At 66.8% G+C, this 20,218-nt stretch carries 16 protein-coding genes and 2 pseudogenes; 7 read left to right on the top strand and 11 right to left on the bottom strand.

Translation table 11 applies throughout. The features are described 5' to 3' along the window. The first annotated feature begins 225 nt into the window (after positions 1 to 225). A complete protein-coding gene (locus tag ROP_RS35265; protein ID WP_043826029.1) occupies positions 226 to 1,632 on the top strand; it encodes an MFS transporter in 1,407 nt (468 codons plus the stop codon). Between the two features lie 269 nt (positions 1,633 to 1,901). On the opposite strand, the gene ROP_RS35260 is transcribed toward ROP_RS35265, so the two are convergent. The 7 genes from ROP_RS35260 to ROP_RS35230 all read right to left on the bottom strand — a co-directional run bounded on the left by ROP_RS35260 (position 1,902) and on the right by ROP_RS35230 (position 11,763). Beyond that, positions 1,902 to 3,518 carry a bifunctional 3-(3-hydroxy-phenyl)propionate/3-hydroxycinnamic acid hydroxylase gene (locus ROP_RS35260; protein WP_015890767.1) on the bottom strand — a complete coding sequence of 539 codons (1,617 nt, stop codon included), beginning with the start codon at positions 3,516 to 3,518 and terminating at the stop codon, positions 1,902 to 1,904. An 82-nt stretch (positions 3,519 to 3,600) separates the two neighbouring features. Next, on the bottom strand, positions 3,601 to 5,163 hold the full coding sequence (locus ROP_RS35255; RefSeq protein ID WP_015890766.1) for an AMP-binding protein: 1,563 nt from the start codon (positions 5,161 to 5,163) through the stop codon (positions 3,601 to 3,603). After that, positions 5,160 to 6,818, bottom strand: a complete 1,659-nt coding sequence (locus ROP_RS35250; RefSeq protein WP_015890765.1) for an FAD-binding protein — start codon at positions 6,816 to 6,818, stop codon at positions 5,160 to 5,162. Before ROP_RS35250 ends, ROP_RS35255 begins: the two co-directional genes overlap by 4 nt. Before the next feature lie 49 nt (positions 6,819 to 6,867). Then, complete coding sequence (locus ROP_RS35245) at positions 6,868 to 7,710, bottom strand: 3-carboxyethylcatechol 2,3-dioxygenase (RefSeq protein ID WP_043826959.1); 843 nt, start codon at positions 7,708 to 7,710, stop codon at positions 6,868 to 6,870. Between the two features lie 153 nt (positions 7,711 to 7,863). Further along, positions 7,864 to 8,625, bottom strand: a complete 762-nt coding sequence (locus ROP_RS35240) for an SDR family NAD(P)-dependent oxidoreductase (protein WP_015890763.1) — start codon at positions 8,623 to 8,625, stop codon at positions 7,864 to 7,866. 484 nt (positions 8,626 to 9,109) lie between these two features. Next, positions 9,110 to 10,513, bottom strand: coding sequence for an amidohydrolase family protein (locus ROP_RS35235; protein WP_015890762.1), 1,404 nt, complete (start codon positions 10,511 to 10,513; stop codon positions 9,110 to 9,112). Next, complete coding sequence (locus tag ROP_RS35230; protein ID WP_043826025.1) at positions 10,510 to 11,763, bottom strand: CoA transferase; 1,254 nt, start codon at positions 11,761 to 11,763, stop codon at positions 10,510 to 10,512. Before ROP_RS35230 ends, ROP_RS35235 begins: the two co-directional genes overlap by 4 nt. 30 nt (positions 11,764 to 11,793) lie before the next feature. On the opposite strand from ROP_RS35230, the gene ROP_RS35225 reads away from it, so the two are divergent. Continuing rightward, positions 11,794 to 12,873, top strand: a complete 1,080-nt coding sequence (locus ROP_RS35225; protein ID WP_043826023.1) for an enoyl-CoA hydratase/isomerase family protein — start codon at positions 11,794 to 11,796, stop codon at positions 12,871 to 12,873. Between the two features lie 89 nt (positions 12,874 to 12,962). On the opposite strand, the pseudogene ROP_RS44415 reads toward ROP_RS35225, so the two are convergent. After that, a pseudogene (locus ROP_RS44415) lies at positions 12,963 to 13,154 on the bottom strand (hypothetical protein); the annotation flags it as partial. Positions 13,155 to 13,250: 96 nt separating this feature from the next. On the opposite strand from ROP_RS44415, the gene ROP_RS35220 reads away from it, so the two are divergent. After that, on the top strand, positions 13,251 to 14,300 hold the full coding sequence (locus ROP_RS35220; protein WP_015890759.1) for an LLM class flavin-dependent oxidoreductase: 1,050 nt from the start codon (positions 13,251 to 13,253) through the stop codon (positions 14,298 to 14,300). Continuing rightward, the gene (locus ROP_RS35215) at positions 14,297 to 14,938 is read left to right on the top strand and encodes an NAD(P)-dependent oxidoreductase (protein ID WP_015890758.1); all 642 of its coding nucleotides are present in this window, start codon (positions 14,297 to 14,299) and stop codon (positions 14,936 to 14,938) included. Before ROP_RS35220 ends, ROP_RS35215 begins: the two co-directional genes overlap by 4 nt. Here ROP_RS35215 and ROP_RS41690 read toward each other — a convergent pair. The 3 genes and pseudogenes from ROP_RS41690 to ROP_RS35205 all read right to left on the bottom strand — a co-directional run bounded on the left by ROP_RS41690 (position 14,849) and on the right by ROP_RS35205 (position 17,351). Next, complete coding sequence (locus tag ROP_RS41690; RefSeq protein ID WP_269454484.1) at positions 14,849 to 15,475, bottom strand: CoA transferase; 627 nt, start codon at positions 15,473 to 15,475, stop codon at positions 14,849 to 14,851. The two genes, ROP_RS35215 and ROP_RS41690, sit on opposite strands and share 90 nt — an antisense overlap. Positions 15,476 to 15,522: 47 nt before the next feature. Further along, positions 15,523 to 15,843: pseudogene (locus ROP_RS42860) on the bottom strand (sugar phosphate isomerase/epimerase family protein); the annotation flags it as partial. Positions 15,844 to 15,923: 80 nt separating this feature from the next. After that, positions 15,924 to 17,351 carry a sugar porter family MFS transporter gene (locus tag ROP_RS35205; protein WP_015890754.1) on the bottom strand — a complete coding sequence of 476 codons (1,428 nt, stop codon included), beginning with the start codon at positions 17,349 to 17,351 and terminating at the stop codon, positions 15,924 to 15,926. Positions 17,352 to 17,581: 230 nt separating this feature from the next. On the opposite strand from ROP_RS35205, the gene ROP_RS35200 reads away from it, so the two are divergent. The 3 genes from ROP_RS35200 to ROP_RS35190 all read left to right on the top strand — a co-directional run bounded on the left by ROP_RS35200 (position 17,582) and on the right by ROP_RS35190 (position 20,218). Beyond that, on the top strand, positions 17,582 to 18,604 hold the full coding sequence (locus ROP_RS35200) for a LacI family DNA-binding transcriptional regulator (protein ID WP_015890753.1): 1,023 nt from the start codon (positions 17,582 to 17,584) through the stop codon (positions 18,602 to 18,604). A gap of 145 nt (positions 18,605 to 18,749) precedes the next feature. After that, positions 18,750 to 19,850, top strand: coding sequence for a fatty acid desaturase family protein (locus ROP_RS35195; RefSeq protein WP_015890752.1), 1,101 nt, complete (start codon positions 18,750 to 18,752; stop codon positions 19,848 to 19,850). A gap of 50 nt (positions 19,851 to 19,900) precedes the next feature. Further along, positions 19,901 to 20,218, top strand: a complete 318-nt coding sequence (locus ROP_RS35190; RefSeq protein ID WP_015890751.1) for a MocE family 2Fe-2S type ferredoxin — start codon at positions 19,901 to 19,903, stop codon at positions 20,216 to 20,218.

Below are 20,218 nucleotides of genomic sequence, written 5' to 3'. Positions count from 1 at the left end.
GGCCGCTGGTCGCCCGCCTCGGAGCCCTTCTCCTTCGGACACTGCGATCCGCAGGGCCCTATCGATCGACTGTGGATTGGCGATGTCAACATCAACACAGCCTGCGCGGGTGTGGATAACGCAACAGATTGTGTGACGTATAAGTCATGGACATCGGTCAGTGACGCGCCTTCCGGTCAACTAGTAAGCGTAGCTAATAAAACTGGCGTAGGTCCGATCCTACCCATGCTGGTCTTCCTCGGCGTGGTCTCCACCGCGGTCGGCAGCCTCGGCGCCCCACTGCTGGTGACCATCGCCGACGTCGACGACGTCTCGCTGGCTGCGTCACAGTGGACGTTGACCATCTCACTGCTGGTCGGCGCCGTCGCCTCACCGGTGTTGGGCCGACTGGCCGACGGACCTCACCGCCGGCCGGTCATCCTGTCCGCCACCGCTGTGGTGTGCATCGGATGTGTGCTGTCAGCCCTGCCCTTCGGCTTCGGGTGGCTGATGATCGGACGCGCCATGCAGGGCGTCGGCCTCGGACTGGTGCCGCTGGCGATCACCGCGGCACGCGACGCCCTCCCCGCACACAGAGTCGGGTCCGGAATCGCCCTGCTCGGCGTGACCACCGCCGCCGGACTGGGTGTCGGTTACCCGATCGCCGGATTCGTCACCGAATACCTCGGACTGGCGGCAGCATTCTGGTTCGGAGCAGCCGTCAGCGGCGTGGCGTTCCTGCTGGCCGTGTGGCTCCTCCCCTCGAGCGCTGCGCGTCCCCGCCACCGCGTCGACGTCACCGGCGCGGTCCTGCTCGGCACGTGGGTCACCGCCCTACTGTTGGTGTGCTCCCAGGGACCCGATTGGGGATGGATGTCTCCACGCCTGCTCGGCATGCTCGCCGCGGCACTCGTCGTCCTCGCCGGCTGGACCCTGTGGGAGCTACGGGCAACCCACCTCCTCGTAGACCTGCGTCTGCTGCGTCACCGCTCCGTCCTGGCCGCCGACATCACCGTCGTCCTCGTCGGCCTCGGCATCTACCCGTTGCTGTCACTGGTGGTGCGCTACGTCCAGGCCCCTACCGACAGCGGATACGGATTCGGCGCCTCCACCCTCGTCGCCGGGATGATGCTGGTGCCGTATTCGATCGCCAGCTTCGCCGCGAGCAAAGTCATCCGCCGCCTCCTGCGGCGGATGTCGCTCGAAACCGTCGTCGCAGTCAATTGCCTGGTCCTCATCGCCGCCATGGTGCTGTTCCTCACCACACGCGCAAACCTGATCATGCTGCTCGTGACGATGACACTGGCCGGTTTCGGTGTCGGCTGCATCTTCGCCGTCCACCCCACGCAGATTGTGCGGGGTGTGCCCGCCGAGGAAACCGGCAGCGCCACAAGCTTCTACCAAGTCCTCCGCTACATCGGCTACTCCGCCGGCAGCGCCCTCAGCGCCACCCTGCTGATCGGGACCGTCCCCGCCGGTGAGGACACGCCCACCGACACCGGCTACGACGCCGCCGCCTGGTTCGGGATCGCAGCCCTCGTTGTCGCACTCGCCGCTGCCACGATACTGAGCAGAGGCACAAGCCCGGCCGCAACCGATCCGCGCGCGACTCTCACCGACAGCGAGCGTGGAGCTGTCGCCGTCAAACCCTAACAGTCACAACGTCTCCCTTCACATGACTTCCCCGCGGCCGGTACCATCCTCGCCGCCATTTGCGGACTCGAAGTGCGCTGAGTCATGGGCGAGGGCCTCGCGTGACCCGAGGGGGCAATTCCGGCACGGATGGGCGCATCCGTCCGCGATCTGCATGAGTTTGGCAAGTGAGTCGGAGCTGCGACCGATAAGCAGAAAGAACCCAGGAATCTGCAACCTCGGCGCCCCCGCCGCCCCGGCTCCTCTTGTGGGTGGGCCCGCGACGTCGTTCAGCCGGGAACGGCCATCCCGTCGCACAGGCGAGACATGACCCGGTCCAGTTCGTCGGCCCGGCACATCGCTGCCACGTACCGATCCGGCCGGAGGACGATCACCTCGTCCTGCCGACGTTCGAGATTCAGGTCGCGGAACGCACCGTCGACGTCGAACAGTTCGGTGCTCGAACTACTCCCGCTGCTCGTCACCCTGAACCCGTGGCGGCGCGCGGACGGCGGAGCCGTCACGCGGAACAGTTTCGCCCCCAGCGCATTCACGCGGGCTCGAGTGGCCGGCGAGAGCGATTCTGCTGGATCGCCCGTCAGCCCGAGAACAGCAAATCCGCGTCCGACCGCATCGTCCAGCTTCACTCGGTTGCCGTCGGCGAGTTGCACCGAAGGCTGCCCGAAGAGCCGGCCTACCGGAGATCCGGAGCCCTGTTCCGGTTCGGCCACCACCACCCCGTCGGTGTAACGCGGCGCCGGCTTGTATTTCATCTGCAGAATGTATTCGCGCGCGCCGGGAATCAGCTGAACCCCGCGGAACACGGCGTCGCGCACCACCTCGGTGGCGCGATTACGCGGCTGATAGTAGCTCCCGATCCGGGTGGCGAACGACACCATCGCCTCGGCATTCTTCCTGCGCTCTGCGTCGTAGGTGTCGAGCAACCGGTCACCGGCCCGTCCCTGGACGACCGCAGCCAACTTCCATGCCAGGTTCGTCGCGTCACGGATTCCGGAGTTCATGCCCTGCCCGAAGAACGGCGGTTGCAGGTGCGCAGCGTCGCCTGCCACGAAGACGCGGCCGGACCCGAACCGGTCCGCTGTCCGCGAATGATGCCAGTACACGCGACGCCGCAGGACGGTGGGCATCGGTATCCCGCGGTAGAACTTTCGCAGCAGCCGATCGACGGACCGATCGGTGACGACGTCCTCCTCGGTCTCGTCAAGTAGGAGTTTGAATTCGAATCGCCGATACCCGTACGGTAGCGGGATCGTCATCGCCGGCCGATCCGGATCGCAGTAGACCGCCGAATAGGGCGCATCGAGGGAATCTTCGGCGACGTCGACGACGAGCCACTTCGACGGCGCCGTCTCCCCGGTGAGCAGCAGACCCGCTGCATCACGGACGAAGCTGCGGCCACCGTCCGCGCCGACCACGTACTGCGCTCGCACCCGCACTTCACCCGCCTCGGACTTCGCTACCAGGTGCACCGCGTTCGAAGTCTGCAGCAACTCCGTGACCTCGGTGGCAGCATGGAGTTCCACGTTGGCGAAACGGTCGAGGCCTTTCCGGAGCCCGGCTTCCATCAGCGGCTGAAGGAACAGGTTGCGTCGAGGCCAGCCGTACGGTTGCCCGCTGGGACGCACGTGGGCCAACTGCTTGCCGCGCGAGTTGTAGTACCGGATCGGCGCATTCTGGATGGTGTCCCGCACGATGTCGTCGACGATCCCCGCGGTCTGGAACGAGCGCAACGATTCGTCGTCGACCGCCACCGCCCTCGGATGGTCGATGATCGCCGGCTCCTTGTCGAGCACAACCGTCGTCACGCCCTGTGTGCCCAGCAGATTGGCCAGTGTGGCACCGCATGGACCGGCACCCACCACCGCGACCTCGACATCGATTTCCATCAGAAGTGCCTCCTCGCACGAGTGTTGTTCGCGTTGGATTCGAATTTGCTGTGCTCGATCGAACATCAGTTCACGCAGAGGCTCACTGGGCGTCCTTCCCGAACAACCGGGCCAGATCCTTTTTCACAACCTTGCCCATGGCATTTCGGGGCAATTGATCGAGTACCTCGAGCTGCACGGGCAGCTTGCGCTTGTTCAGCCCCCGGACCACGAGGTGCTCGCAGACGTCGGCCAGGCTCGGAGCCACCGCCGAACCCTCGGGTACCACTACCGCACAGACACGTTCACCCGTCTCCGGGTCGGGGAGTCCGATGATCGTCGAATCGATGAGTCCGGGAACGGTGACGAGGTGATCCTCGACTTCCCGGGCGGAAATGTTCTCCATGTTCCTGATGATCACGTCCTTGAGACGGCCGACGATGTTGAGGCATCCCTCGTCGTCGAGAAAGGCGAGGTCACCCGTGCGAAAGTAGCCGTCGTCGTCGAACGCCTCGACGTCCAGTGCGGCGTCCACGTACCCGACGGTGAGTTGCCGGGCCTTCACTCTCAGTTCACCGCGCTCGCCGGCAGCCACTTCGGCGCCGTCCGCGCCGACGATACGTATGAATGTGCCGGGTCCCGGACGGCCTTCGGTCACCGCGATCTCGTTCGGGCTGCCCGAGGGACTCCCCCACGCGATGAACGGGCATTCCGTGAGCCCGTACCCGGACACCAGGCCCACCCCGCCGAGTTCGCTCGAGACCTCGCGGTGCAGGGCGACCGGACGCGGCGCCCCCCCGATGAGAAAGGCCCTCAGGTCCGGGAACAGCCGACCATCACGAGCACGCTGTTGCCGGAGAAGGGCTTGCGCGAAGGGGGTTCCGTTGCCTCCCAGGGTGACACCGGTGTCGGCGAGGAGTCGCGCGGTCGCCTCGGGTTCGAAGACGTCGGTGGTGATCAACGCCGCACCGGACATCAGCGCGACGAGCAGGTGCAGGACACCGCCCACATGGGCGATCGGTGCGAGCGCAGCGATCCTGTCGTCCGGTCCAGGAGCGACGGCTTCGCAGAATGTTTCGGCAGCGGCGAGTAGTCCCGTGTCCACGTGTCGGGCGCCCTTGGGTTGCGAAGTGGTACCGGAGGTGTAGAACACCCAGCGGACATCGGTCGGCTTCGGCGGCGGTTGCTCGGTGCGAGGTTCGGCCCGAGGAAGGGTGCGGTCGGTGACGAGGACGTCGATTCCGGGCAGCCGAGCGGCCACCGAACGTGCCATCTTGCCGTGGGCGTAACCGCGGAATTCCTCCGGGACGATCAGAAGCCGACTGCCGACCTGACGACAGATGAACTCCACCTCGGGTTCGCGCAGCATCATGATCAGAGGATTCTGCACGGCGCCGATCCGGGAGAGTGCCATGGTCAGCACCATGGTCTCGATCCAACTCGGCAACTGCCAGGAGACCACCGTGCCCGCGGTGACGCCGCGTTCGGCCAGGCCCGCGGAAACCCGCTCGACGGATTCTCGGAACTCCCGAAAGCTCACGGTGCGCCGACGCTCGTCGATCACGAGGGTGTCGTCGGGCGTTGCTTCCGCCCGAGCGATCACAAGGTCGAAGATGGTGTCCGCGCGCAGATGTCCGGGCAGTTCCGAGATCCGACCCGAGGTCATGGGTGCACCGGCCTCGATGCGGCGTGGCGACCGGCGAGATATCCGAACACCATTGCCGGCGCCAGCGTCCCACCCGCGCCGCCGTACGTCATCCCGAACGGCGACGCCATCACGTTGCCCGCCGCAAACAACCCGCCGATCACCCCGCCGTCGAGGTCCACCACTCTGCCGTGCTTGTCGACCTTCGGACCGCCCTTCGTCCCCAACGCCCCGCTTTCGAGCCGCACCGCATAGAACGGCGCCTCGGTCAGAGGACCGAGGGTGCCCTCGACGGCACCCTTCAGGTGCGGGTCGCCCCACCATCGGTCGTGCGCACTCTCACCGCGGTGGAAGTCTGGATCGCATCCCTCCGCCACCTGTCCGTTCCACCGTTCGACCGTCCGTTCCAGCGCCTCGCCCGGAATCCCCAGGGCGGCAGCCAACTCCGCAACACTGTCGGCCCGTGTCATCCATTCCGGCGCTACCTCTCCCGGCGGCCACGGTCCGACCGTGCCGTAACGCCGCAGATACTCCTGATCGAAGATCAACCAGCACGGAAGGTTGGCGTAGCGGAAGGCGGCCACATCCTCCTGGTGGAATGCCCCACCGAAGGCGTTGTAGTTCGCCGCCTCGTTCGTGAAACGCCGCCCCGAGCGGTTCACCATGATCGACCGTGGCCGTGTGCGGTCCGCGTTGACCATCACCCGGTTCATCTCGTTCACACCGTCCGGCAATTCGGCCACCGGACTCCACCACGCCTCTCTCATGTTCCCGAGCATCGCCCCGACCCGCATCGCCATCGACAAGCCGTCGCCCTCACACGTGGGCATCGAGACCGGATGCGTCAGCGGACCCCGCAGGAACGCCCTTTTGAATTCCTCGTTCCACTCGAATCCCCCGGTCGCCAGCACCACACCAGACCCGGCAGTCACCTCAACGTGCTCGCCGCCGGCCGACTCGAAATGCACTCCCGTCACGGCCACACGACCGTCCGGCGCCGACGCTGTCACCAATCTCCGGGCTCGCATGCCCGGGAACACTTCCACCCCGGCCCCGAGGCAGGCAGCGAGTAGCCGGCCCACCAACGACTGTCCTCGTCCCCGCTCGTCGCGTTCCCGGCGGCGAGCGATCTCCGCGTCCGACGGCGGCCGCGGCACTGCGGCGCCGATCGGTGTCTCACATTGCACGAGGTGCAGATTCGCGAAATAGGGTCCCGGTGTCACCCGGGACGCCCACTCTCCCAACGCGTCGAACGCGAACAGCGGGGTCTCCAACGTCCGGCCGCCACCGGCCTTGCCGCCCGGATGTTCGGCGTGGTAGTCCGGAAACCCTTCGGCAACATAAAATTCCGTTCCGGCTTCCGCGTCGAGGAAGGTCACCATCTCGCGCCCCGCCACCACGAACGCTCGCACCAAGTCCTCGTCGAGCAAGCCCCGTGACAGCGACATGATGTATTCCACCGACTCCTCCTCGGAGTCCGCGACGCCGGCAGCACCCATCAGCGGATTGTTCGGAACCCACACGTTCCCGCCCGACCACGCGGCCGTACCACCGACCTTGTCAGCCTTCTCGAACACCCCCACCCGGGCACCGCTCACTGCCGCCGTGAAGGCCGCCGTCAAACCGGCAGCACCCGAACCCAGAATCACCACATCGAACGACGAGCCCACGAACACACCTCCGTGCAGAGAAAGGACCGCGGAGTTTTATCGACAATCTGTCAGATCACGCCGACACTGCGACAGCCATGCCGGTGATCCACTCCTCCACCGGCTCGTAGATCAGCGGCTCGAGCGGAACGCCGCCGCCGGCCGCACCCGCAGCCAGCCAGGTCCGCACCTCGTTGGCTCCCGCACCGGCATCCGCGTGCGCGCTGTCGGTGAGACGCGCGAGGGCCTCCCTGTCCCAGGTCGCGGATGCGTGCAGGAAGGCCTTGTCCCACGCAGGTTTGATCTTCTTCCGCGCGGCGGCGGAACCCTCCGCGATGATCCTGGCGCGTTCCTCGTCGCTGATGTCGTACGTGTCCACTTCGAGACTGGGTGGCGAATGCGAAAGACCGCCGGTACCGATGACCAGCACCCGATCGCCGGTGCCGGACAGATATCGGCCTACCGCGTCCCCGAACGCGAGCACCCGCTCGGCCTTGGGCAACGGCGCCGTTGCGCAGTTGATGGGCAGCGGGATGACGGGATACGCGTCCACGCTGCCGGTCAGATCACGCAAAGGCTGTGCGAACGCGTGGTCGAGCTGCACATCCCGGCAGACCGAGATATCTATCCCGGAGTCGAGCAGATGCTCGGCGAGGCCTCTCGCAGTGCCCTGGGGGACGTTCAATGCGCCTGGAGAATGCCCGGCCTCCGCCATGATCCCGGCAGACAGTGCCACCCCGAAAGTGGGGACGACGTGACGGAATGCCCGCCTGTGGTCCCCGCCGAACAGGACGATGTAATCGGGATCGAATTCTCGGACGATCGAACTCGCGCGCGCCAACCCCGTTCGGAACGTGGTACCGAACACTCGGTCGACATCTCGCTCCATTCCTGGGCTGTGGCTCGCGCACACCACCATCCGGTTCGCAGTCGCCCGCTTCACTTCACTCAAGACACCCTCCTCGAACCTGACTCGTCGCCGGGGAACGCTGTCGGTCCGTGGCACGAAATCAAACATGACACAAACGTTAGATGGTTATCGGCGTCACGTCGAGGGTGTGCCGCGTTTCGGTCACCGCATCATTAGAGTTCCGCCGTCGACCGGGAAGATTTGCCCCGTCATGAACCGGGCGCCCTCACCGGAGAGGAAGGCCAGCACCGGAACGAAATCCTTCTCGACGTCACCGAGCTTGCCCCCGAGCGGGACGGCTTTCGCCATGTACGCGTCGTGCGCGGCCAGTTGTTCCGTCGTCATCGATGCACGGGTCTTGTCGTACATGGGAGTCCAAATTGCCGGAGCGATGGCGTTCACGGTGACGCCGTATTTTCCCCATTCCTGAGCGGCGGTGCGGGTCCACGCGACCACAGCACCCTTGCTGGCCGAGTACGCAGCCTTATTCGTCAAGCCCTGGACCCCGGCGGCGGACGCGAAGTTGATGATCTGTCCGCCGCCGTCCCTCAGATGGCGGAACGCCGCCTGATTCGTGAGAAACGTGCCTGTCGCGTTGATGCCCATGACCCGATTCCAGGTGTCGAGCGGAATCTCTTCGGCCGCTCCCCCTGGAGCGATGCCCGCTGCATGAATGAGGACGTCGAGACCGCCCAGCGAATCGACGGCCTGCGCGAACGCCGCATCGACCGACTTCTGTTCCGAAACATCACATTGGACGAATCGAGCCTTGCTGGACTCTGCGATCTCACGTCCCTCACGCTCGGCGCGGTCGAGCGATACCACTTCGGCCCCGAGGGCAGGAAACGCCCGCACAAGGCCTTCTCCCATTCCGCTGGCCCCTCCGGTAATGATAATGCGCCTACCCTGCAGTTTATCTGACATTGCGTCCCTTTCTTCCTCGATCAGTTGGGTGCCATCCTGTTACTCATGGACTGTTTCACAATTTGTTTCGACACAAAGGTACGTGGTATGCGCAAGTCCGCATCTCGTTCACCCCATATATCTGACATATAGTTCATATCGTTGGTGTCGATCGTCGAGCGCGAGACGGCAGTATTGGCCCGGTCCGCGCGGCGCAACGCATCGCACAAAGGGATCCGAGCAGTACGATCGCGGACGAATCGCCATAGTCTCGTCCGATCTCTCGCATTCGGGGAAGCGATGTTCAACGACGGATTACAAGATTCCATGGGGGTCCGGACGTGTGGCCACAACGCGCTATGGAATCGTTCATCGCACTCTCGCAGCGGAAAGTCTTCGACCGACAACGCCTGACCAGCTGGGAAGAACTGCGGCGGCGATCGCCACCTGTAACCACAGGACATGCCATCGCCGGCGCCGTGTTCGCCCGCCCCTGACGGGCCTTTCAGATTCGGTGCGGTATTCCGCCGAAGAGGGTGGCTCGGACGGCATCGGCGGATGGTGCGCTGAGGACGTCTGTGAGCGGCGCATGCAGAAGTACCAGATCAGCGGGTGCGCCCGGACGGACGGTGCGGGGTCTGCCGCCGGGATCGTCCGCGGGGGTGAGGTATCGCGTCAATGCATCTGCGGCAGTGAGACGTTCGGAACCTCCGACGATTTCACCGGTCGGCGCCCGCCGGTTGACGGCGGCGGTCATCACCGCCCAGGGGTCCGCCGGCCCGTAGGGGGCGTCGCTCGAGAGTGCGACCCGAACGCCCGCCTCGATCAGCGACCGGCAGCGATACAGGTCGGGGTGGTCGATCTCGTCGAGGTCGCGCAGGTAATCGTCACCGCGGTGCGCGAGGAAACCGGGCTGGGTCACGACGGTGAGTCCCTGTCGACGAAGGTCGCCGATCGTCTCCTCGGGGATGAGCGCGCCGTGTTCGATGCGGTCACCGGCCCGGGCCCCGACGTCGCCGAGAACCGCGAGCAGAAGCAGCAACGACTCCCGGGTGACGCAGTGCACGGCCACCGCCCGGCCCCGGTCGTGGACGACGCGGATCCGTTCGGCGAGGTCGTCGAGATCGGGAAGCCCGGAGTCGGCCAACACCATCTTGTAGGGGCCCACGGTGACCCGGCCCCGCACTGCGGTGGTGCCGCTGTCGGGCGGTGCCCCGAGCAGGTGCACTCGCTGCGGCAGGCTGCCGTCCGAGACCGACGCCTCGATCGCGGCGCGGGAACGGGGGTCGAGGTCCGGGCTGGCGTCGGTAACCCCCGTGATTCCCCACCGGGCGAGGGCGGCGCCGACCGCATCGAGGCGCGGCGGACCGGACGGCGGGAGCCGGTCCCGCAGCCAGGCGTCGGCGCGCCACACCCTGCCGGTGGGACGGCCGTCCGGGGTGCGCTCGATTCCGGGATGCGACGCGTCGGCCAACCGCATGGCAGCACTGGCGGCGCCGTTGAGCATCCACATCGCACCGCTGCGATGCTGCACCCGCACCGGGCGTGCGGCGTGGAGTCGGTCGAGTGCGTCGGCGTCGAGGTCGCCCGCGACGGTCTCGATGTAGCCGACGCCGCGGACCCAGCCGTTGTCGTCGCCCGGGGCCCGCCCGAGCGCGTCGGCCAGGGCGGTGGCGTCGCGGACACCCGGCGGCCCGCAATACACGGACGCGGCGTCAGCGGCCATCGCATGCAGGTGCAGGTGGTGATCGTGCAGACCGGGGATCAGTGCACCGCCTCGGGCGTCGATCATGTCCGCCGACGTTGCGGGCAGATTCGGCCCGACCCCCGTGATCCGGTCGTCGGAGATCGACACGTCGATTCCGGAGACGCCGTCGACCTCCGCGTTGCGGATCACCAGGCCGGTCACGGCGCCGCGATCCCCAACGAGCGCAGCACCGCCGCGGTGTCCACGCCGGATTCGGGGGCACACCCGGCCGCTGTCCGGGCGCGCGGTGCGGCGATCGGAACGACCCCCGACGCGGTCTCGACCACCCACCGGCCTTCACGCAGAGTGGGTTTCGGCACCGGGTCGTCCGTCAGCGTCGACGCGACCAGGTCCGACATCGACAGATCCCAGAGGTGCCCAGACCCGTCGGCAGGGGCGGACATCGCGAGCGCCGCCGCGGTGACCCCGGTCAGTGGGTCGGCAAGCGCATCACCGACGAAGACCGGACCTTTGGCATCACGAGCGACCAGCCCTGCGGTCGCGGACAGGTCGTCACCGAAGCCGATACGGTCCGAGGCGCGTCCGGACGCGGTGATCGACACCCACGTCGCCCCGCGGTCGACGACGGCGGCGGCGTCGAGCCCGAAACCCGCCAGTGCGCGTGGGCGGGACGCCTCGATCACGATGTCGGCGGCAGCGACCAGCGCGGTCAGGGCCCGGCGCCCCCCGGTCGTGGCGGGATCGAGCACCACCGATTCGTGGCCCGCGTGAAGTAGCCGGTAGAACGACGCGTTCCCGCGGCGCGCACCGTCCGGGCGGTCCGGGGTCTCGACCTTCACCACACGTGCTCCGGCGAGTCCGAGCAGATGGGCGCACAGCGGGCCCGCCCACAGGGCGCTGAAATCCACGACCAACAACCCGTCGACGGGCCGAGGGTGCAGCGGCATCGGCGGCAGTGGAGGTGTGTGCGCCCTCGACACCGGGCCCGCTGCGACGCTCACCAGAGCCCCCCGCTGCGCCAACTCTGCGCCGCTGTGGTGGCGCACCCAGTCGGCGACAACGGGCCAGGGATCGTCCTCGTCCACGACATTGCTCACCAAGGCGCCGAGCAGCGCGGGATCGTCGGGCCGGGCACAGGAGACGGCGGCCCACCCGTCGGCGGCCGGGAGCAACCGGCAGCTGCCGCCCAGCGACACATCACCGCGGCGCCGGAACCCGGTGAACGCCGCCCGCTCCGACAGCAACCCGGCACCGTCGACTCCGATCCGCCGACCACCGAGGGCACTGACGTCGGCGATCCACGCGGCCATCGCCCGCGCCACCGTCGCCGCCCGACCGGGAGGGACGATCGGTGGCCCGTCGACCCGGCCGGTGAGGGCTACCACTCCACTGTCGGCCCAGTCCCGCACAGGATCCGGCGCCGGAGACGCGTGCGGGGGCGGGATGAACACCGCTCGATCCTATGCTGCAAGCTGTCATCCGTGGATACCTCGCAGCCCGTGATCACCCCACAGGACCTGGTGGACGGAGTCGCCGACACTCCCCTGCTCGCAGCGGGTGCCGTCGTGGACACTCCACTGCTCATGGTGGACCTCGATGGCGCGGTCGACGAGGACATCGCGGCGCGAGCCGCCGCGCGGGCCCGGCGCACCGACCGTCTGCTGGTCGGGATGCGCCGCACCCCGGGCCCCGTCCCCGAACCCATCGCCGACCTCGCGGCCGGTCTCGACACCACCCTCGCCACCGCCGCCGACCCGGCCGACCGGTGGGTCGTCGGCGTGGACGACGTGGATACCGCGCTCGCCGAACTCCACGACGTCGTGGCCGACAATGTGCACGCCGCGATCGTGCTCGGCCAGGTGCTGCGGTTGTCGGAGAATCTCCCGGTGCCACAGGCCATCGACGTCGAATCGCTGGCCTACTCCACGCTCCTGGGGACGCCGGGGTTCCGGCGGTGGCTCGAGCAGCGCGGTCCCCGGCCGTTACCGCCGCCATCGCCGCAGGAACCGGTGCTGGTGCGCCGGGAAGCCGAGCGGCTGCTGATCACCCTCAACCGGCCCGAGCGCCGCAACGCCTACGGCGCGGAGGTCCGCGACGGGCTCGTCGACGCGCTCCGGTTGGCCATCGCGGACGACACGATCACCGCGATCGTGCTCGACGGGGCAGGTCCGTCGTTCTCCGCGGGCGGCGACCTCGACGAGTTCGGCACCACCCCCGACCTCGCGACCGCGCACCTCATACGCACGCGCGCAGGCGCCGGCCGGCTGGTGGCGCAGCTGGCCGATCGCATCGAGGTCCGGGGGCACGGCAGCTGCGTCGGCGCCGGGATCGAGGTACCCGCATTCGCGGGCCGGATCGTGGCCGCGCCGGGCACCGTGTTCCGCTTGCCGGAGGTGTCCATGGGGTTGATCCCCGGGGCCGGCGGAACCGTGAGCGTACCGCGACGGATCGGCCGATGGCGGGCCTTCTGGCTGTGCGCCACCGGCGCCGCTCTCGACACCGAGACCGCACTGGCATGGGGTCTTGCCGACGAGATGAGTGCCGACCCAAACCTGCGCTAGGCGAGTTCTTGTGGGGCACGCGTGCCCTCAGCCAGGGCGAGAGTGCAACTCGGCTGAGAGCGTCTACATAGATCTCATACTTCCTACCACTGACGTGGCCGGCGGGTCACCTTGCCTTTGCCGAGCAGCGAGCGTTTGGCCAGGTTCACCCCGGCGACGTGGTCACGGTTGCCGCCGACCCGGCAGCCCGGGCACCACGCACTGTGATAGCCGCCGGGGCGTGCGAGGGGTGCGTCGCAGCCCGGACACCGCGCGGACGATCCGCGGGCCGCGCGGGAAACTCGCCAGTACGCCCGAGGTCGCCAACCACACGGTCAGACGTGGCGGTCACAGATGTACCGACTCCCAATTCCCTACAACAAGATCAGGTACCCCTCATGGAACTCGGCATCATCTCCCTCGGCGACATCCAGACGAACCCGGCCACCGGCTTCGCCTTCCCCGCAGTACAACGCATCGACGAGACGATCGGCTACGCGGCGCTCGCCGACACGCTCGGCCTGGACGTGTTCGCGCTCGGCGAGCATCACACCCCCGACCATGCAGTCGCCTCACCGGCCGTCGTCCTGTCGGCAATCGCGGCTCGCACGAAGAACATCCGACTCACCAGCGGCGTCACGGTACTCAGCACCCTCGACCCCGTTCGCGTCTACCAGGACTTCGCGCAGCTCGACCTCATCAGCCGCGGGCGCACCGAGATCACCGTCGGGCGCAGCGCCTACCTCGAACCGTTCGCGCTCTTCGGCGAGAACCCCGCCGCCTACGACGAGTTGTTCGCCGAGAAACTCGATCTGTTGCTGCGATTGCGCACCGAACGGAACGTGACCTGGTCGGGTCGGTTCCGGCCTCCCCTGCACGATGCTGCGATCGTGCCGCGGGCCTACCAGAACCCGCTGCCGGTATGGGTCGGTGTCGGCGGGTCACCGGAAAGCGCGGAGCGTGCCGGACGATGGGGCCTACCGATGGTCCTCGGGCTCATCGGCGGCTCGATCCAGCAGGCGCGCCGGACAGTCGACATCTACCGCGCAGCGGGCGAACGAGCCGGGCACGCCAACACCCTCCGGGTCGGCATTTCGACCCACTTCTACGCCGGCGCGACAGCATCGGAAGCACGCAAGGTATTCCCCTATTACCGTGAGTACCTGCGGCCCAAACCACCTAGCGGACGCGGCTTCCACATCGACCGGACAAGCTTCGAAGCCGGTACCCGGCCCGGGCAAGCAATCATGATCGCCGACGCCGACGAGCTGATCGAAAAAATCGTCCTCGCCCACGACCTACTGGGTGTCGACCGATTCTTCGGGCAGGCTGACTGGGGCGGGATGCCTCGCACCCTGGTCGAAGAGTCCATCACCCGTCTGGCGACCCAGATCGCCCCTGCCGTCCGGGATGCCGTACCAACCGAACAGAAAGCGACAACACGATGAAGGTCACCGTATTCGGCGCAACTGGAGCGATCGGACAGCTGCTGGTGCACAACCTGCTCGCGTCCGGCCATACCGTCCGTGCCTACGTCCGCAACCCGTCCAAGGTGCCGGCGCAGTGGCGCGATCAAGTCCAGCTCGTGGTCGGGGAAATCACCGACGCCGACGCGATCGACAACGCCGTCGCCGACACCGACATCGTCGTCAGCGCACTCGGACCCAGCATGGACCGCAAAGCCACCGGCCTGCCGCTCGTGGAGGGCACCACCCTCATCATCGACGCGATGAAACGCCACCGTGTACCCCGCTTCATCGGGCTGGGCACCCCAAGCGTGCTGGACCGACGTGACACGAAGACCCTCCAGGCACGGCTGGTGGGATTGATGGGACGGACATTGCTACCACGCGCCTACCGCGAACTACTCGGCATGTCCGAAGTCGCCATGAACTCCGGCCTCGACTGGACCATCGTCCGCTTCATCAGGCCCACCGATGGCCCGCCCAAGGAGATCGCGCACAAAGGCTTCTTCGGCACCGACAAGATCGGATGGTCAACGACCCGCGCCGACATCGCCGCCTTCACCGCAGCACAGGTCGACAGCGACACGTACATCAATGCTGCACCCGCGATCAGCAACTGAGCCGAACGCCGAGTCACCACCCGTCCAAAATTGCAGCATTGGCAGCTCGGCGCACCGGGCTACCAAACGGAGAGCCGCTTGATGGACCACGATCCAGGGTTTGAGTGCAGCGTCGATGTCCGCCGCGTGTGCGCGCCGTCCATTTGCCACTGAGAACCATTCTTCTTCCACCATGCCTCCGACGCCCACGAGCCTTCTCGGTCGTGATGCCGTCGACACGGTGCTGGCCGATACGGCGACCCACTCAGCGTCGATCGTTTCGTACATTCCTCGTGGCGCATTCATCTCAGCTTGGTTGCCGGTTCTCTTCAACGTGTGCCCGAGCTGGTCCTGTGTGATCAGCTGGGGTTCCAGGATGGTGAGCAGAGGTTCGATGATGGAGAGATCGAGTTCCTGACCTTCACCGGTGGCGCGACTATCGTACAGCGCGGTGACCACCGAAAATGCCGCAGAGATGCCAGTGACGCCTTCGACCAACCCGAACGGGTGGGAGAAGCGGAGGGCTGTCGGGGTCTCCGTTTCGGAATGCGAAGCCAGACAAGGTTTCTCCGATCGTGCCGAAGCCTGGATCGTTAGCCATGGGCCCGGTGCACACCGAGTAGGCCGGCAACCTTGATGGCGTTGCGCAGGTCCTCGGCGTCCTCGACGCCGACCTCGGGGTCGGCGTCCGGGGGGTTGCCGTTGCAGTTCAGGCCGGCGATGGCGACGCCGGTCTCGTCGAACACCTTCAGATAGTCCTGCGGTGACACCTCGCCGGAGAGGAGTTCCTTGACGGGCAGGTGCGGGGTGGGCAGGAAGCCGCCCGCGTTGATCTCCGCGCCCTCGAGCCCGAGGGACGCGATGGTCTCCAGCGCCTCGCGCAGGCTGCGGTCGTGCAGGACGGCGGTGTACACACCGAAGTTCATGTGGGTTCCTTGCGTGGTCGATAGCTGGTTGGAATCGCGCTACTGGGTCAATGTCGCCGGCGGGTAGGAGCGCCGGGTGGTCATCGAACCGCGACGCCCTGACGGAACTCGCTCTCGAGTTCTTCGAGGCTGCGACCCTTGGTTTCGGGGACACAGCGGGCGACGAAGGCGAGCGAGACGAGGTTGACGAGGACGAACAGACCGAACGTTCCGCTGCCACCGAGTGCACGTTCGATGATCGGGAACAGGAACGAGATCCCGGCGTTGGTGGTCCAGAGCACGAATACCGCGACGCCCATGGCGAATCCGCGGATGGCCATCGGGAAGATCTCGGAGAGCAACAGCCAGACACAGGTTCCGATGAAGGTAGCCATGAATCCGACAAACAGCATCATCGCGGCGAGGATGAAGTAGCTGCGGAGGGTCGATTCGGGAAGTAGGAACACGAGCGCGAGCGCGCCTTGCGCGAGGGTGACGCCGGTAAATCCGATCAGGAGCATGCGGCGGCGCGGAACGAATCCGAGCAACCAGATTCCGAGGACGGTGGTGACCACAAGCGTGACGCCGATGGCCACGGTCGCAACGAGGGCCGCGGAGGCGGTGAGCCCACTCTTCTCCAGGATGGTGGGGGCGTAATAGTTGACGGTGTTGATGCCGGTGGCCTGCTGCACGACGGCTAGGCCGATGCCGATGTAGAGGATCTTGCGCATCCAGGGGTAGGCGCGCAGGTCGCGGAGTGCGGCACCCTTGTCTTCGCGCACGTCCTGCTGGGCGGCTGCGACGATCTCGGCGTACTCGGCATCGGCCTCTGCGACATCCCGACTCTTGCGCAGTGCGCTGTACGCGGCATCGAGGCGGCCGCGGACGGCGTACCAGCGCGGCGAATCGGGGAGCGTGAGCATGCCGACGAACAGGGCGACGGCGGGGATCGCGGCAACGGCGAGCATGTACCGCCACACCGATGCATGATCGATCAACTGGTCGAGGATCGCGTTGATGACGAACGCCAGGAACTGTCCGGTGACGATCATCAACTCGTTGATGGTGACCATGCGGCCGCGGCGATCTACCGGGGCGATCTCGGCGAGGTAGAGCGGGCACGTCACCGAAGCGCTGCCTACCGCGAATCCGAGGACGATGCGCGCGATGATCATGATGGTGACGTTCGGCGCCAGGGCGCACCCGAGTGCGCCGACCAGGAAGATGACCGCGCAGAGTACGAGGCTGGACTTACGGCCCATCCGGTCTGCGACGCGTCCGCCGAAGACGGCGCCGAACGCTGCTCCGGGGAACAACAGGGCGCTGACCACCGCGGCTTCTTGCACGCTGGTCATGCCCAGGTCGTCGCGCATGTACAGGAGCGCACCGGAGATCACTCCGGTGTCGTAGCCGAACAGTAGGCCGCCGAGCGTCGAGATGACGGTCAGCTTGGTGAGGAACCGCCTGCCGGCGCGCGCCGTGGGTGGCTGTTCCGCACTCGCGGCGGAGGGGGCGTTCTGGAGGGCCATTGCGTAGTCCTTCGACGAAGTGGCTGTAGCCGGAATGCGGGTGCTGTCATGTCATGACATCCGCACATTCAAGGTGTGGTCCAGAACACTAGACCGCTCTAGCGCAGTGATCAAGGGCACATGCAAGTTTATTTCGAATCCAGGCCACAGCCCCAGACCCCTCGAGCCGGTCGGAGCGTCGCCGTAGGATCGGGATTCGAGCAGTTCACGATCAGGACGAGAGGTGTGCGGTGAGCACCAGAGGTGGAGAAGCGGCCCGCCCGAAAAAGCGTGCGACCCTATCGGACGTCGCGGCCCGCGCCGGTGTCTCCCGAGCCCTGGTGTCCATCGTCATCCGCGACGCTCCCGGCGCCAGCGAAGCGACACGCGAGCGGGTGATGCGGGCGGCGGACGAGCTCGGCTACCGGCCCGACGTACGCGCCCAGATGCTGGCCAGGAGTCGATCGAAGCTGATCGGGACGGTTTTCGGAATGACCGGCACATTCCACTTCGACGTCCTCGACGGCCTGTACACCGCCGCCGCGGACCGAGGCTACGAGCTGATCCTCAGCGCGCTGACGCAAAGCCGGGACGAGAACCGGGCGGTGGAAAGCCTGCAGGATTTTCGGTTCGACGCCCTGATCATGCTCGGCCCGGCCACGCCCAAGCCCGTACTTGCCGGAAAGGTGCCGCTCGTCGTGGTCGGCTGGCACGTCGACGACCCAGCCGTCGACGTCGTCCGCACCTCCGACGCCGACGGCATGGCGATGGCCGTCGAGCACCTCGTCCAGCGCGGGCACCGGCGGATCGTGCACGTGGACGGTGGCGAGGGCGCGGTCGCAGACTCCCGCCGCGAAGGGTTCGCGGAGGCCATGCGCGCACGGGGTCTCGCCGACGACGCCCGCGTCCTTCCCGGTGGCCTCACCCAGTTCGAGGGTTACACGGCAGCTCGGACGATGCTCGACGATCCCCGGCTACCCACTGCGGTGGTGGCATTCAACGACGAAGTGGCCGTCTCCGTACTCGAGGCCTTCATGCATGCCGGTCACCGTGTCCCGCAGGATATCTCGATCATCGGCTGGGACAACAGCGCCGTTTCCAAGCTCCCCCACATTCGACTCACCACCGTCGCACAGGACCCCCGACGCATGGCCAAACTCGCGATCGACCGAGCCATTGACCGCATGGAGGGCACCGCAGTCGACGAACGCGAACTCGTCCTCGAGCCCACGTTGATGGTGCGGGCGACGACCGGCCCTGCCCGCCAGGACTGACCCGGCCTTCCGTATCGGTTGACATCACGGCATCGCTTTTCTACGCTTTGCTCTAGAGCGCTCTAGTGACGCGCATCACGACACAGTCGACACGCTCGCCCCGGTCACCCGCGGCGAAGAACACGAAAGCAGAGGTGGTCGTCCCATGGGAACCGAACGTCTGGCCCGCTACGACCTGACCGGCCCGGAGGGACAGAAGGCTGTCGAGGAAGGCCTGTCCGGCGGCAACTGGTTCCGCAGCGCCGTCCCGCGCAAGCGGATGAAGGAACTGATGCGTCGCTCGGACGAGTCGGCCACCAAGGACACCGCGGTCTGGCTCGGCTCGCTCGCCGTCACCGGCGCGGCGGGCGCACTGGCCTGGTCGAAGGGCAAGCGCTGGGCCGCCCTCCCCGCGCTGGCCGCGTACGGGGTTCTGTACGGTTCGGCATCGGATGCCCGCTGGCACGAGTCCGGCCACGGCACGTTCTTCGCCACCCGTTGGAAGAACGACGCGGTGTACCAGATCTCGTCCTTCATGATGATGAAGGACCCGACGGTGTGGCGCTGGAGTCACACCCGCCACCACACCGACACCCTCGTCGTCGGTCGCGATCCGGAAATCGTGGCGATGCGTCCGGCCCGGCTGGCGCGGATCGCGGCCAACATGATCGGGCTCATCGACGTGCCGACCGCATTCAAGCAGATGCTGACACGGGCCGCCGGGAGACTCGACGAGGAAGAGGTGACGTTCGTCCCCGAGTCCGAGCGACCGAAGGTATACCGCACCGCCCGGATCTGGCTCGGAATCTACGGCGCGACCGCCGCCGGCTGCGTCGCGACCGGTTCGATCGTTCCCGCCCTGTTGATCGGACTGCCCCGCGCCTACGGTGCCTCGATGCTCTGGGTGTACAGCCTCACCCAGCACGCGGGCCTCGGTGAGAACGTCCTCGACCACCGGCTCAACACCCGCACCGTCTACATGAACCGGCTGAACCGATTCCTGTACTGCAACATGAATTATCACGTCGAGCACCACATGTTCCCGATGATCCCCTCGCATCGACTCGCCGAATTGCACGAGGAGATCAAGAAAGACTGCGCCGAGCCGTACCCGTCGATGTGGGCGGCGTACAAGGAGATCATTCCGGCCATCCTCCAGCAGCTGAAGGACCAGACGTACTACGTACGCCGCGAACTCCCTGAGGGCGCCGCACCGTACAACGAGCCGACCCCCTCCCCCGCCGACGACCGCGCCGTCGCCGTCTGACCCACCTCACCCCGAAACGCTCCGTCTCCCCGCACGAAAAGGCCACCACCATGACCAACTGGATCCCCGCCTGCCAGGCCGACGACATCGAAACCGAGGACATCATCCCGTTCGAGCACGCCGGCAACCAGTACGCGATATACCGCTCCGCAGACGACGAATTCTTCGCCACCGACGGCTACTGCACCCACGAACGCGAACTTCTCTGCGACGGCCTCGTGATGGGCAAGACCATCGAATGCCCCAAGCACAACGGACGTTTCGAGTACGCCACCGGCGAAGCGCAGGGCGCACCGGTGATCGAGAACCTGCGCACCTACCCGGTCAAGGTCGACGATTCCGACACCGTCCACATCGGGATCAGCTGA

Source organism: Rhodococcus opacus B4, from assembly GCF_000010805.1.
Classification (GTDB): domain Bacteria; phylum Actinomycetota; class Actinomycetes; order Mycobacteriales; family Mycobacteriaceae; genus Rhodococcus_F; species Rhodococcus_F opacus_C.
Note: the sequence above shows the minus strand (reverse complement) of the source record. Positions and strands in the feature narration are given on the sequence as shown.